Consider the following 13,741-nt stretch of genomic DNA (forward strand, 5'->3'; position numbering starts at 1 on the left):
GCAACGCGCGCCGGCCATAAGTTGATGAAGAGAGCGGCGTCTCGATGGAATTCGCGACATCCCGCTCAACGCGCGCCGCAGGGCGTTGAGCTTGGTCAGCGTCGCTGGCTCTAGGATGCAATCAGCCTGAGAAGCACGCTGCCATCCGTCGCCCGCCTGCTGGTCAGCGCGCAGACTTGCCTACAGCCCGTCTCATCATGCTGCGACCCCGAAAGGTTGAGAGCATAATCTACCTCGGTACGTCCTTACGAAACGCACGCGCGGCTATCTTCAAAAACACCTCTCACGGCTCCAGTGCGACCTGCAAACCCTCGTGACCTGCAACGTGAACGTACCGTGGTCCGATTGGACGACCTCGACCGCTGGCGACAGTGACGATGTCCTTAAGCGGAGCAACGCGTGCATCCGATTCAGGGCGTGACAAGATCAGGTCGGCGTGGAACAGACCTTCCGATTCCAGTCCGGTTGCATCGATGCCAAGAGCTGCCAACGTGGCCAACGTCCCCTCAAATTCCTCAGCATCGCGAAATCGCCGCTGAATAAATGTCGCACCGGTCAGGCGTTCCGTCACAAGGCCATGTTTCGCGAACGTCGCGGCCAGGGAATCATATGGGAACATCCGCAACACGAAAGAGATGATCCACGGATGCTTCTGTGTAGCATCGAGAATTTTGCTGAACGTCGTTTCAGTCACGTAACCGATGCAGCCGGTCGACATGATAACATCGGTGGAACGGAGAACACGCGCGCTTTCTGTCGAAAGCGTTTTTTTTCAAGGTCGGCGACAATACCCTGCTCAAGCAGGCCAACGGCCGTTGCATAGCGGATCGCTGGAGCCGATACATCGAGGCCGACAAATCGCGCAAGACCAACATCAGGCCAAGCCGAGTAAAACTTGCGGTCGAGACCCATCAGGGTCTCGGAACCGATCGCCCTCATCTCGCGCCGGGCATAGCGGTGGCGCAGGCCGCTAAAGGTCAGTGGAAAACGATGCACCGCCGCGTTGATGCCGTATGAGCAGCCGACATCAAGCACGATCGGCTTAACGCCAGTTGCAGACGCTTTCGCGGCCAGAATCTGACGAACGATCGGCTCAGCCACATCCGGGATCATATAATCCAAGTCTCCAAGAACAGAGAAATACGCTCTTGGATCATCCAAGGCATAAATGTCATCGAAGACAGCTTTATCCCGATTGATACGCGAAAAATCTGCTCGCAACCCAAGGACTCCACGTTCAATTTGCACACAATCCCAAGGCTCTTGCCTTGGCCGGCAGGCTCTTACTGCAGATCTTGGCCGATATATGAACCTTACAGCGCTTTACTCTCTCTCTAGCCCAATTTCTTGAATGGCCAGTCATTCTCCCTGCTTGAGGCCTGCAGCTTGTCGCGTGGATGCCGATGCTGGATACCGAGGCTGGGTGAAGACGCAGGGTGCTGAGGGTGTCCAAATGCGGACCGCCTCGAGTATTGGGCGCGCGCCATTGTTCGCCCCAGATGCTTCTGACGGCGTAACGCTCTCGACCGATTCTGACGAGCGGCTCAAAAGGGGCTTGAACCGCACGTAACGGCAGATTGTATCATCATACGGCTAAGCGGCGGATCACGTCCGACCGTGGGTTACTTCTTGACGCTGTGATGAGACTCGTGAACCTCTCAGAATTTCGAACCTGTATCGCGATGCTCCGTTCTGATGCCCGAGTACTTCCCAGAGGGACAAGCGGTCATCATGCTAGGACAGGCGGTCCGGCGTCCGCTCGGTTGACTCCGTCTTCCGAGAGCGCAGGCCGCCATTCCGGTATCATGGCGGGACTTGTCGCAAGCTCGCCCATCGCGATGTCCGATGCGACGGACGCCACATCCGAACCACGCCAACTACTCGCGGAGTCAAGCACGAGTCGACGTCTCTTGCGCACTGGTGCCGTTGCTGACAGCCCCCGATACTGACGCCGCAGTTTGAAGACCATTGCCGTCAGACATTGCTGGATCAAGCGCTCTGGAGTGAGCGCTGCCGCATACGATCGCTCGAATTGCGCCGCCGATCTCTGCGGGCATATCACGTGCGGCATGAACAATATCGTAGATCGCCGGGAGAGGATAGACGTGAAGCACAAGCAGCGAACCAACGAGCCGTCGCGCCCCAAAGCGCATCATTATACAACCTTTCTTTTTGGACTTGCGGTGACGACCGCTCTGTGCTGCGGAAGCGCAGGTGCGCGCGATCGCCCGGCCCCAGCGGAGGCGCGACAGGCGTGCACACCAGATGCGTTTCGCCTCTGCGGCGCTCACATACCTGATGAGGGCGCTGTCGCGGCCTGCCTCAAATCTAATACCCAACGCTTGAGCGTAAAGTGTCGCAAGTTCATCTCAGTTCGGGATGCTCCCGCAAGTGATGGCGTCCCAAGATGAGGTCTTCGCGACACCTGGTTTCGCCGGATCATATCCCTGTCGCTATGGGTGGGGCCGCCTCCGCCGATCCGATCAACGGTTATCATGCGTCACACGGGGCTGGCAGAACGATCCGCAGCGGCTCTCTCAACGTCTGTTACCGCTCACACTAAATAGCTGAAGATACCGGAATGTATGATCTGCCTTTTGATACCGTCCTGATCGCCAATCGGGGGGAGATCGCTGTTCGGATCATCAAGACCCTTCGCAAGTTGGGGCTTCGTGCCGCGATCGTCTACCACGATATTGATGCGGGCACGCTTCCTGTCGCTATGGCCGATACAGCCATCGCGATCGACGGACGCACGCCGATTGCTGCCTATCTCGACATTGGCCAGATCGTCGCTGCCGCCCGAAATGCGAATGCTGGTGCACTGCATCCAGGTTATGGATTTCTGTCGGAAAACGCCGAGTTTGCCAGGGCAGTTACAAGCGCCGGCATCACGTTCATCGGGCCTGCCCCCGAAAGCATCGAACTGATGGGCGACAAGATCCGGGCCCGCAGCTTCGTTCAGCGGCACGGGTTTTCGGTCGCTCCTTGCGCCATTGAGGACGATAATCCGGCCACTTTCGTCCGCAGAGCCCGGGCTATGGGTCCCCCTTTGCTCGTAAAACCGTCCGCGGCTGGCGGCGGCAAGGGCATGCAGATTGTGCGCGACATCGGCGCCCTGGAGGACGCGATTGCGCAGGCGCGCAGCGAGGCAGAGCGCTACTTCGCAGATGGCCGGCTTTACGTCGAACGTTACATCGAACAGCCGCGCCATATTGAAGTGCAGGTGCTGGGCGACGCGTTCGGAAACGTTACTCATCTGTTCGAGCGCGAGTGCTCAATCCAGCGTCGGTTCCAGAAGGTTATCGAAGAGGCGCCCGCGCCGCGGCTATCGTCTGCGTTGCGTCAACGGATCTGCGATACTGCCGTCGGTATCGCCCGTGCAGCCACCTATCAAGGCGCAGGCACCATCGAATTCATCCTTGGCGGAGAAGAGTTTCATTTTCTGGAAATGAATACGCGTTTGCAAGTTGAGCATCCCGTGACCGAAATGATCACCGGCGTCGATCTCGTTGCCGAACAGATCCACATTGCTGCGGGCCATCCACTGAGGTTGGCACAGTCCGACATCGTGCCGAGAGGCCATGCAATCGAAGCCAGGCTGTGTGCCGAAGCGCCGGAGCGCGGATACGCTCCAACAACAGGCAGGGTCCTAGTGCTCGATTACCCCTATGGCGACGGTATACGCGTCGACGGTGGCCTTTTGCGGGGTCAGACGATTACGCCGGCATTCGACCCCCTGCTCGCCAAGATCATCGTGCATTCGCCCACGCGTATCAAGGCTGCGCAAAACGCGCATCGCGCGATGCGGGAATTGGTGCTTCTCGGTTGCGCAACCAACGCAAGCTTCCTTGCCCGGATCCTTGCGGACGACGGCTTTCTCCATGGGCAAATTCATACGGGGTATCTCGAGGAACATCCGCATATCGCCGCTGGGGAGCCCCTGGCCAATCTATCGGATTTCCTGGCAATAGGCGCCCTCCTGGCCGGACCGGTCCGGGAATCGGCGGATGCCGTGTCCGACCTTCATGCGGCGCTGGGCAATTGGAGAAACTAACGTGAAACATTCTTTTGAGGTCGATGGCGTCGAATACCAGCTATGGCTGTCCAGATACCGAGAGAACTACCGTCTCTGCTTGCATGACAGGGTGATTGCTCCCATCGCGTTCTCCGATCGGGGCGACGGCCACGGCGTTGTTACGATTGCGAATGAAAGCCGGCCGGTCCGCTTCGCTATCGATGGCGAAACCGTTCACGTGCACATAAGCGGCGAAACGCGCAGTTTGCGTTACCGCGACCCGCTGCGAACGCTTGCGACGTCGAAGCAGGAGATAAGCCAAGCCGTCGCTCGCGCGCCGTTGCCGGGCGTTGTCGTCGTCACCCGTGTTTCGTCTGGTCAGTCCGTTTGCGCGGGAACGGCCCTGATGACGATCGAAAGTATGAAGTTGGAGACTGTCATACGTTCTCCACAAGATGGCATTGTCGAGCGTATTCACTTCGAGGAAGGCGAAAGCTTTGAGCAGGATGCCGTATTGGTTACGCTCATCGAGGAGCGGTTCTGAAATGCAGCAGCTCTCGTCCTTGGTCGATGTCAGATCGGAAGAGTATCGACTCAACCAACTTCATAACATGCGACTAGCAAAAGAATTGGAGGAGCGTCAGCAGGCCGCACGCTTCGCGCGTCCGGTGCGGGATCTTGAGCGCCTCAAGCGGCAAAACAAGCTGTTTGTGCGTGATCGGATCGAGGCTTTGCTTGATCCAGATACCCCGTTCCTCGAGCTTTCGACGCTGGCGGCGAACAAAGCCTATAACGGTGAGGTGCCCGGCGCCGCTCAAGTCGTTGGGATCGGCATTGTCGCGGGCCGGGAGGTCGTTATTCACGCAGACGACGCTAGCGTCAAGGGCGGGGCGTGGTATCCGCTATCGGTCAAGAAGATTGTGCGGGCCTTGGACATCGCGATCGAGAATTGCCTGCCGGTGGTCCATTTATGCGACTGTGCCGGCGGGTTCTTGCCCTTACAGGCGGAGTTCTTTGCTGATCGCTATCACGCGGGTCGGATCCTTCGCAATCAGTCCATTCTCTCAAAGATGGGAATACCGCAGGTTGGTATAGTCATGGGCCATTGCAGCGCCGGCGGGGCGTACGTCCCTGCGCTTTGCGACTATAATATCATTGTTGAGGGCGCGGGCGCGATCTTTCTGGGTGGTCCTCCGGTCGTCAAGGCTGCCACCGGCGCAGAGATTTCTGCCGAAGAGCTCGGCGGCGCACATTTGCATACCAGCGTATCTGGAACGGGCGACTATGTCGCAAGTACGGAGCTGCATGCAATCGCACTTGCTCGAGACGTCGTCGCTCGCTTCAGCGCCCCTGTAAAAGCCTCCGTCAATCGAGCCGCTCCGGAGCCGCCCGCCTATTGTGCATCCGAACTTTACGGCATTGTTCCGCGGGATCCCCGGACGCAATTCGACATGCGGGAGATCATTGCCCGCCTGGTCGATGGTAGTCGGCTCCACGAACATAAGCCACGTTATGGCGAGACCCTTGTGTGCGGCTTCGCGCGTCTGCATGGCTATCAGGTTGGTATTCTCGCAAACAACGGAGTGCTGTTGGGCGAAAGCGCACTGAAAGGCGCTCACTTCATCCAACTATGCGATAGGTCTCGAACGCCTCTCCTCTTCTTTCAGAATACGACCGGCTTTATGGTCGGCCGCGACTACGAAAGGCGTGGCATAACCAAGGACGGCGCCAAGCTGATCATGGCTGTCTCCGGGGCATCTGTGCCAAAATTCACGATCATCTGCAACGCCTCCCATGGAGCTGGCACCTACGCTATGGCGGGGCGCGCTTTCGATCCTCGTTTTGTGTTTACTTGGCCGCAGTCGCAGATTTCGGCGATGGGCGCGGAGCAGGCAGCGGGCGTACTCACACACGTTAAGGCCAGACAGCTGGCCCGGCACAATGGCCACCTCGCCACGGAGGAGTTGGCGGCCATTCGTCAACCGATTCTGGAGGAATATCGGGAACGGTCGAGCGCGTACTATGCGACATCCGAATTGTGGGATGACGGCATCCTTGATCCGGTCGATACTCGAAACGCGCTTGCAATCGCTCTGAGTGCATCGCTCAACAGCCCGATTGCGTCGCCGCATTATGGCGTATTTCGAATGTGACGCTCCCAGCGAAGGTCGCGCACCGGGCGAGATGCCCCACGCCAGATCTCCTCATTATCAAACACGTCAACTATACCAATCGCCAGAACCAGCTCAAGGGCGTTGCGGATCTTGGAGGGGAGACCGAATCACTGTGAAGTCATTGAGGACTTGAAACTCGCGTGGCGTCAGGTTGTAGGCTGGAAAAGAGATGATTTGTCGATGCTGCACTGTGCGATCCGCAATGGCTACACCGCAGTCCCGTCGTTTCGTCTTCCTGCCCGTGCAGAAGCCGCGGTCTATTCGAAGTCGCCCCAACTCAAGACTGAAAGAGATCTTCGGTGCACCTGTGGCAACGCACTAGGGAGTCCAACTCTATTTGATTGCGATTGCCATCTCCGCCGCGTCGACTGAGTAGATCTTTATCCGAAGCGCCGGCGACAGCTGGTGCAACTGAACCCGCGAATGACTGACGATGGATCTTCCTACACTGATTGAGCGCAACGTGGCATTCGCTCCGGACAAGCCTGCGATCCGTTTCGAGGGCGCGAGCTTGAGCTACCAAGTCTTCAATAGGCGCATCGAGCTGGCAGCGCGCGCCCTCAAAAGTCAGCTCGGCGTTGAAAAAGGTGATCGCGTCGCGATCCTGAGCCTCAATCGACCTGACTATCTGGTACTGCTGTATGCCTGCGCACGGCTTGGAGCAATACTCGTGCCCTTGAACTGGCGGTTGGCTGTCACCGAGCAATTCTTCATCCTCTGCGACACTGGCGCTCAAGTGCTGGTGCTCGAGCAAGCTTTTGAGCCGATTCTATCGATTTTAGCGGAGAGACTGCCCTCGACTGCCGTCGTCGGTCTTGATTTCGCGCCACCTTGCGGAAGCAGCTGGGATGAGCTGCTTGAAGCAGGTCGGGGAGATGGGCGCAATGCCCGCGCTGACCTGTCCTGCCCGCTTCTGATTGTCTACACATCAGGCACTACGGGCCGGCCGAAAGGTGCCGTCCTGCGCCAGGAGGCACTATTGTGGAACGGGATGATGAGTCAGCACATGCACGGCCTCACCTCAGCTGATCACGTCTTGACTGTGTTGCCGCTATTCCACGTCGGCGGCCTCAACATTCAGACGTCGCCAGCATTGCACCACGGCGCGACGGTAACGCTGCACAAGCGATTTACGCCGGACACGACACTTTCTGCATTTGACCGGGATCGACCTACGTTGACGGCGATGGTCCCGACCATGATGCAAGCGCTGATCGATCATCCTCGGTGGCCGACGACCGACCTGTCCTCGTTGAAAGCAATCACTACCGGTTCAACCATGGTGCCGCAGCCCATCATCACAGGAGTTACAGCGCGTGGGGTCTCGGCATTGCAGGTTTATGGATCCACGGAAACCTGCCCCATGGCGATCTATACAAAGCTTGGTGGCGATCTTGCCCGTGAGGGATCGACCGGTATGCCCGGCCTATGCTGCGAGGCTGCAATCATCAACGATGCTGGCGACAGATTGCCGGCAGGGACTGCGGGCGAGATCGCGGTGCGAGGACCCAATGTGTTCTACGAATACTGGGGCAATAGACAAGCAACGCGTGAGGCGCTGCGCGACGGGTGGTATCGTACGGGCGACATCGGACGTTGCGATGCCGACGGATATTTTTGGGTTCTTGATCGAAAACGAAATCTGATCATTTCCGGCGGAGAGAACATTTACCCGGCGGAAGTGGAGCGCGTAATCCTGCAGCACCCAGATGTCGGGGAATGCGCCGTCGTCGGCCGGCCACACCCCAAGTGGGGCGAGGTGCCGATCGCCTATGTGATTCGCCGTTCGGGGACGCAGGTTCAACAACAAGCGCTGATGGCGCATGTGCAGTCGCAACTCGCCCGGTTCAAAGTACCGGATGAGATTATCTTCACGGACGATTTGCCCCGAACGGCTTTGGGTAAGGTCGAGCATTACATCCTGAGAGCAATTCAAGCGAGATCGCGCCCCTAATGGTTCATCACAGTCATTTTGACGTTTTGATACCCACGCGGGGAGATGGCGCTGAATGTGGGCTTCGGCGGGCGGCTGTCCGAACATGTATGAATGGGTATGGACAAGAGCTAGGTAGTGACCCTACTTCTCGGTTAAGCGCGCGCCTGATTTTTGACTCATGGATCGATTGGTCCCGGCCCCGACAAGGGACAACGCATGAATGTACGTTATCGGATCCAATTGAGCCAAGCCGAGCTGCGACGAACTGACGGCGATGCTGAGCGGCGGCAAGTACGCTGCGCGCAAGCTCAAACGGGCGCGGCCGATAGGAGCTGCCGCGACGAAGAGATTGCCCAGAGCGTTGCCGACCGGCACAACCATTTTAGGCTGAAGCAAATAGACCATGAAGGTTGATTTGGTGCTGCGACCTGGCGAAAAGCTGTAACTCTGGCTGCAGCTATTGGTCAACGGCTCGAGAGATCGATGCTCTCGGGGCGGAAGATCACATACTCCGACACGAATGAGCTGATTGCGCGGATCGCGCCGGTCGGATGAATATGAGCCTCGATGTCACGGAGCACGAAGGGAGACGTCCCACCGTCGGTGGGCCCGACACGAAAGATCTCACGAGCCTCACTGAGCGGCCGAGCGCGTTTGAGCTCCTTCACCACAAAGGGGTATCCGCCTTTCGTCAAATTCCCCTCACACCCGTCCCGTGCAACAAGAAGTGTGTCACGATCGACACAGCTGACGTGCTGCTTGCCCTCTGGGAGAGAAAAGCCTTCCGCAACGAAGGTTTTGGGGTCGCGATCGAACTCTCGTATGGATACGGCATCCTTGCCGCCATCGGAAAGACTAATCAGGCAGAGGGGATTTTCAGGCGGAAGGCGGCTTGTACCTCTGAAGACCAAGTTCCTTTTCTTGGCGACGGCCAAGGCGTCCACGTCGGGGATGGTCTCCCACTTTGGATTTCTTGCCTACGATCGCTCCCAGGCGTGGTGCGCCGCCTCACGCCGCGCACCTGGTTCTCGTCTTGCCAGAAATTCTCCAAACCGCGCCCTTCGAATGGAATATCTGCGATCTGATCCTTCGACTGCGGAATGGAAAGCGCCTGTTCATACAAGCGCCGATAGCGAGGATCCGACTGGAGCACCCCGAGCGTCTTCTCGTTCTCGGCGCGAGCCCAAGCCACTGCGCGTGGCCCTTCGATCTCCTCGAGCCAAAGGAAGAGGTCATCAGTCACCACCGAATCCGTTCGCTTGCGTGAAAGCGCCATGCGCTGGCAATCGAAAACAACGTGGCGCATAGGAGTGATTTCGTCAGGGATTTGCTCCGGCTGAGGTCGAGTGGTCACCGTCGCGGGGCCTGGCGCGTCAAGCAGAAGCCGGCGGAAAGCACGCAAGCGCATGACGTAGCACGGCTTGCGCTGTGTCGCGCCCCCTCACGCAAGCTGCGTGCCGGCTAAAGAGCCGCAAGTTTCAGCCGTTCGGAACTGCACGACGCTGTTCGGTTGCCGACATTGGCTGCCAAGCGGACATCACAGCCTGTCGGCGAAGCGTCTACCAGACAGCGCCAGGGTCAAAAACCGGGACGCAGCGATGCTGCTTTCCTTCGCATATGAGCTTGCGCCTTCTCGCTGGCGTGACCGGGCAGGCTCGTCGACGGGCATCATCCCCACGAAGAGCAGCGCATTGATCAGCAGCCAGGTCGGCATCGCCAAGGGTGGTATGCATGGCGACCTCGAACTCGTTGACTGCAAGCGTTGCCGATTTGGACGAGCTTTTTCCTCGCGAAACCCACAAGCCACGCCGATGGCGGGGTTCGTTGACTGATTGCCGAGAGTATTGCGCTAAAGACGGGAAGAGTAAAAATGCCCGATAAACGGCCTACGTCGCAACACGTCTTGCTGAGCCAACAATCAACAACAGATCCGGGCTGGTTCAAGGCTAGTGCAACCCTCAGTGCGAACTGTTCCGTAACGGTGCTGTTTGCGGCTCAGAACAAGTGCCGCTTTCCGGGCGGAACGATCAACGGGCAGCAGCGCGCCGACTGGCGTCGCCACGACCCGCATCAGCGTCGTTTAGGAGATAGAACCTGATTGACTGTATCGCCCCCTTCTGATCACGGACCACTCGCATGATGTCTTGATTTCATGCGGCCGTGCCCGCAAGAACCGCGTCAGCGCCAAAGCCTGGATTGCTCCTCCGTCCTGCTATAGAAGCCTATCATCCGCCGTGCTATGCTTTTCGCGATCAGTCCTCGCGGGCACCGAGCTCTTGTCCGCGATGACCATCGCGTGAAGCTGTCCGCGCCGGCAGATCCCAGAGTCTGTCCTGTGTATGCTTGAGTGGAGCCGCTAAAGCCACAAAGGCCGACTTCACGTCTGCATACGCAGCCTCCTTCAAAGCGGCATCAGCGGGATCGATCGCGTTATGGGCGGTCTGCGCCGCGGCATAATTTTGATACATGGGCATTTGAGCCTCGTTGGTCCAGCCGAGACCGAGATGGTGGAACTGATTAGCCGGAACGGTGATGCGGCTCTTGTCCAGCTCCCGGAGGTAGTCCGCCGACCAGTCATGGATGGTATAGGATTCAGTTTTATCCATCATCGACCGCCAGCGCATGACACGCTCCTCGAGCCGCATATTGGCCGCTTTCGAAATAGCGGTTGCGATTTCTTCGGGATGGTTCGGATCTATCAGCAGGGCCTCGTCCTCGTTGAAGTCTTCAGCCGCGCCAGCAAACTTCGATAATACCAGAACGCCGGGATCCTTCGGATCTTGGGCAGCGACATATTCTTTCGCTACCAGATTCATGCCCTCTCGCAGCGGCGTGACGACACCTACATGTGCTGCGCGGTAAAGACGCGCGAGTGCAGCCTGGCTGAACGGGTCATTCGTGTAGTGGATCGGTTTCCACTCCTCTTTGCCATGCTCGGCATTGACATGGTTGATCGCATTCTCCACCTCCTCCTTGTACTTTCGATACTCGTCGACGTCGGCGCGCGAGGACGGCGCGATCTGCAACAGCGAGATGCTGCCCGGCTCGGCCGCCAAGAGCTGGTTAAACGCTTCGACGCGTTTGTCGATGCCTTTCGTGTAGTCGAGCCGATCCACGCCGATCGCAAACTTGGCGCCCTCGAAGTTTTGCAATAATGACGAGATTTTTTCTTGCTCTGCGGGCGAGAGCTCTGCCGCAAGATACTCTGCGAATGGCCTGGGATCGATACCGATTGGGAATTTTTGAAGTCGCGTCTGGCCACGCTCCGTGGTCACGACGCCATCCTTGCCCTCCAGCCCGAAATAGGTTCGCAGGCAGGCCAAGAAATTGTTCAGATCCCGGTTTGTCTGAAAGCCGAGCAGATCGTATTCCAGCATCGACTTCATCAGTTCGCGATAATTGGGTACGCGCTCTATCATGTCGGGCGTCGGCCATGGCGTGTGCAGAAAGAAGCCGGTCGGCCGCTCGATGCCGAGGTTATGCAGATCGCCTCCGAGCGGGAGCAAATGATAATCATGCACCCAGAATGCGTCCCGATCGCGCAAGTCGAACGCCGCACGCGCGATGAAGTTGTTCATCTGTCGATAGCTGTCATATCCCTCCTCCGCGCGCGACGTCCGGTCGGATAGGGAGTGTAATACCGGCCACAAGGTTGAATTCGAAAAATCTCGATAATAGCCGCGATGGTGCGCGGCCGGCAGATCTAGTTTGGCCACATAGCCTTCGCCAGCTTTGACGAGTGGCAGGGGCCGCTCAGTCCCGTCGCCGCGGTTCTCCGAGGAGAACATCCAGAGCGCGCCGGAACGTTCGACGACCGGCTCGAGGGCTGCGGCAAGTCCGCCGGTCTGGGGTTTATTGGGGTCGAATGGCGCGCCTCGGTTCGAAATGACGACCAGCTTCATGTCAGGTTGCTGGTTTACACGATCGAGCCGGCCCTTCATTTCGCCCGTGACAAGTGCGTGGGAGGGACCTCCATCGCCTTGCTGCTCTAGCTCGAGCGGTGCTTCTTCCAACTGCAGGTCGAAGTCCGCCTGGCCTATGGTTTTGTCTTGCTGCGGGGCCTGTGATGTACTGCCGGAATCGAACGTTGACGTGTGGAGCGTGCCATGAATGCGAACCATCTCGTAACTCTGTCTACCGATGTTTGCGTTTGGTGCAGTCGCCGATCATCGCCGAAATATCTCTGTCTCCCCACCGTGCTAGGTGCAGCTTTCGGGAAGCTGACCAGTTGCCGAGCCAAATAGCCGCATCGATGCTTCATCCAGGACCTATGCGCGATCGTTGCGCAAGAGGCGCCGGTGCCCGGCTTCAATAGATGTCGGCGCTTGGCTTTGTCGCCTCGAGGAACTCGGGCAGAACAGTTAACGTCATGGGCGGCTTCGACGAGGACAGGATCGGCCTGCGCACCGGCTAGGAGCCGAGCGCTATAGTGACGCCGCCTTCTTGACCGCGGGCGATCATCACTTGACTGTCTGCTCAGACGCATCGTCAAGCATATGGCGCAGTTGATCTGCGGGGAAGGCTGGAGGCTGGTAGCGGGTATTGAGAACTTCCTGAAGATATGGACCATCGACAGCACAGCTGCGCGGCGGACAAAGGACGGCCGCCAGACTGTGCAAGGTTTCAACTCAGAGTTGGCCAAGTTCTGGCGCGGCTCCGAATTCCTCACACCTTAGAGGCCGACCGCAAATTAAATGGGTGATTTCAGGAGGTTGTGATTTTTCGGAGGTGTTCGAAGCCATCGGAGAATCAGATGACCTGGACCGAAATCACCCGACGGGAGCATGACAGACGTGAGCTGCGTTATGCAAGCGATTGTACGGATGTGAATGGGCTGTGATCGCGTTGTTGATGCCAGGGCCGAGCAAAGTGGGGCGGCCACGCACGACTTGTATGCGTTCGGTGTGGAATGCAATCCAGTACATTGCGACGACGGGATGCCAATGGGCTCTTTTGCCGAAGGATTTTCCGCCTTCACGACGGTCCAGTACCATTTCTATCGACTGCGCGACGGTGGCATTTTGGATCTGATCAATGAGGCCTTGGTTGAAATCGCCCGCAGGCTTGCCGGACGGGAAGCGCACCCGACGGCGGCCATTATCGACAGCCAATCGGTCAAGACGACCGAGAGCGGGGGACCGCGCGGCTTTGACGCGGGCAAGAAGGTCAAGGGTCGCAAGCGCCACATCGTCACGGACACGCAAGGCAATCTGCTGTGTGGCATTGTGCATGCGGCCAACGTTCAGGATCGGGACGGCGCACCAGCCGTCGTCAGTCTAACGTGTGCGAGCTATCCGACGATCGCGCACCTGTTTGCTGACGGTGTATATGCAGGCGAAAAGCTCGCCAACGCGCTTGAGGAGATCGAGGGTCCTGCGATCGAAATTGTCAGGCGTACCGACGACGCCATCGGCTTTGTCATCGTCGCTCGACGATGGGTCGTCGAACGCACCCTCGCGTGGCTCAATCGCTGCCGCCGTCTGGCCAAAGACTGGGAGGCTTCCATCGCTTCGGCCGAAGCATGGCTCCTCGTTGCCTCTACAAGGCTACTGGCGCGGCGCATCGCAAGGATCGCGAACCTCAAGTTATGAATTTTGAGTCAGACTCTTAGAT

General features: G+C 58.2%; 8 protein-coding genes and 2 pseudogenes. 6 read left to right on the forward strand and 4 right to left on the reverse strand.

From position 1 onward, the window contains the following. Nucleotides 1–283: 283 nt before the first annotated feature. Nucleotides 284–1,113 (reverse strand): annotated as a pseudogene (locus tag A5906_RS31625) (class I SAM-dependent methyltransferase). 1,468 nt (nt 1,114–2,581) lie between these two features. Here A5906_RS31625 and A5906_RS31635 point away from each other — a divergent pair. The 4 genes from A5906_RS31635 to A5906_RS31650 all read left to right on the forward strand — a co-directional run bounded on the left by A5906_RS31635 (nt 2,582) and on the right by A5906_RS31650 (nt 8,146). Beyond that, nucleotides 2,582–4,057, forward strand: coding sequence for an acetyl-CoA carboxylase biotin carboxylase subunit (locus A5906_RS31635; RefSeq protein WP_080139085.1), 1,476 nt, complete (start codon nt 2,582–2,584; stop codon nt 4,055–4,057). A 1-nt stretch (nt 4,058) separates the two neighbouring features. Next, nucleotides 4,059–4,562 (forward strand): acyl-CoA carboxylase biotin carboxyl carrier protein subunit, encoded by a 504-nt coding sequence (locus tag A5906_RS31640; protein WP_161495459.1) that lies wholly within the window; start codon nt 4,059–4,061, stop codon nt 4,560–4,562. Nucleotide 4,563: 1 nt separating this feature from the next. Then, nucleotides 4,564–6,171, forward strand: a complete 1,608-nt coding sequence (locus A5906_RS31645; protein WP_080139087.1) for an acyl-CoA carboxylase subunit beta — start codon at nt 4,564–4,566, stop codon at nt 6,169–6,171. 454 nt (nt 6,172–6,625) lie between these two features. Continuing rightward, nucleotides 6,626–8,146: an AMP-binding protein gene (locus A5906_RS31650; protein ID WP_080139088.1), complete on the forward strand. Its 1,521-nt coding sequence runs from the start codon at nt 6,626–6,628 to the stop codon at nt 8,144–8,146. A 123-nt stretch (nt 8,147–8,269) separates the two neighbouring features. Here A5906_RS31650 and A5906_RS45420 read toward each other — a convergent pair whose 3' ends face one another. Together A5906_RS45420 and A5906_RS31660 are read right to left on the reverse strand one after the other, a co-directional pair. Beyond that, on the reverse strand, nt 8,270–8,533 hold the full coding sequence (locus A5906_RS45420; protein WP_080139089.1) for a hypothetical protein: 264 nt from the start codon (nt 8,531–8,533) through the stop codon (nt 8,270–8,272). A 59-nt stretch (nt 8,534–8,592) separates the two neighbouring features. After that, nucleotides 8,593–9,072 carry a prolyl oligopeptidase family protein gene (locus tag A5906_RS31660; protein ID WP_080139090.1) on the reverse strand — a complete coding sequence of 160 codons (480 nt, stop codon included), beginning with the start codon at nt 9,070–9,072 and terminating at the stop codon, nt 8,593–8,595. 654 nt (nt 9,073–9,726) lie between these two features. On the opposite strand from A5906_RS31660, the gene A5906_RS41955 reads away from it, so the two are divergent. Beyond that, nucleotides 9,727–9,960: a hypothetical protein gene (locus A5906_RS41955; protein ID WP_136615626.1), complete on the forward strand. Its 234-nt coding sequence runs from the start codon at nt 9,727–9,729 to the stop codon at nt 9,958–9,960. Nucleotides 9,961–10,380: 420 nt separating this feature from the next. On the opposite strand, the gene A5906_RS31665 is transcribed toward A5906_RS41955, so the two are convergent. After that, nucleotides 10,381–12,249: an alpha,alpha-trehalose-phosphate synthase (UDP-forming) gene (locus A5906_RS31665; RefSeq protein ID WP_167523766.1), complete on the reverse strand. Its 1,869-nt coding sequence runs from the start codon at nt 12,247–12,249 to the stop codon at nt 10,381–10,383. A gap of 632 nt (nt 12,250–12,881) precedes the next feature. Here A5906_RS31665 and A5906_RS31675 point away from each other — a divergent pair. Beyond that, nucleotides 12,882–13,719, forward strand: a pseudogene (locus A5906_RS31675) (IS5 family transposase). The last annotated feature ends 22 nt before the right edge of the window (nt 13,720–13,741 follow it).

The organism is Bradyrhizobium sacchari (assembly GCF_002068095.1).
Taxonomy (GTDB): Bacteria; Pseudomonadota; Alphaproteobacteria; order Rhizobiales; family Xanthobacteraceae; genus Bradyrhizobium; species Bradyrhizobium sacchari.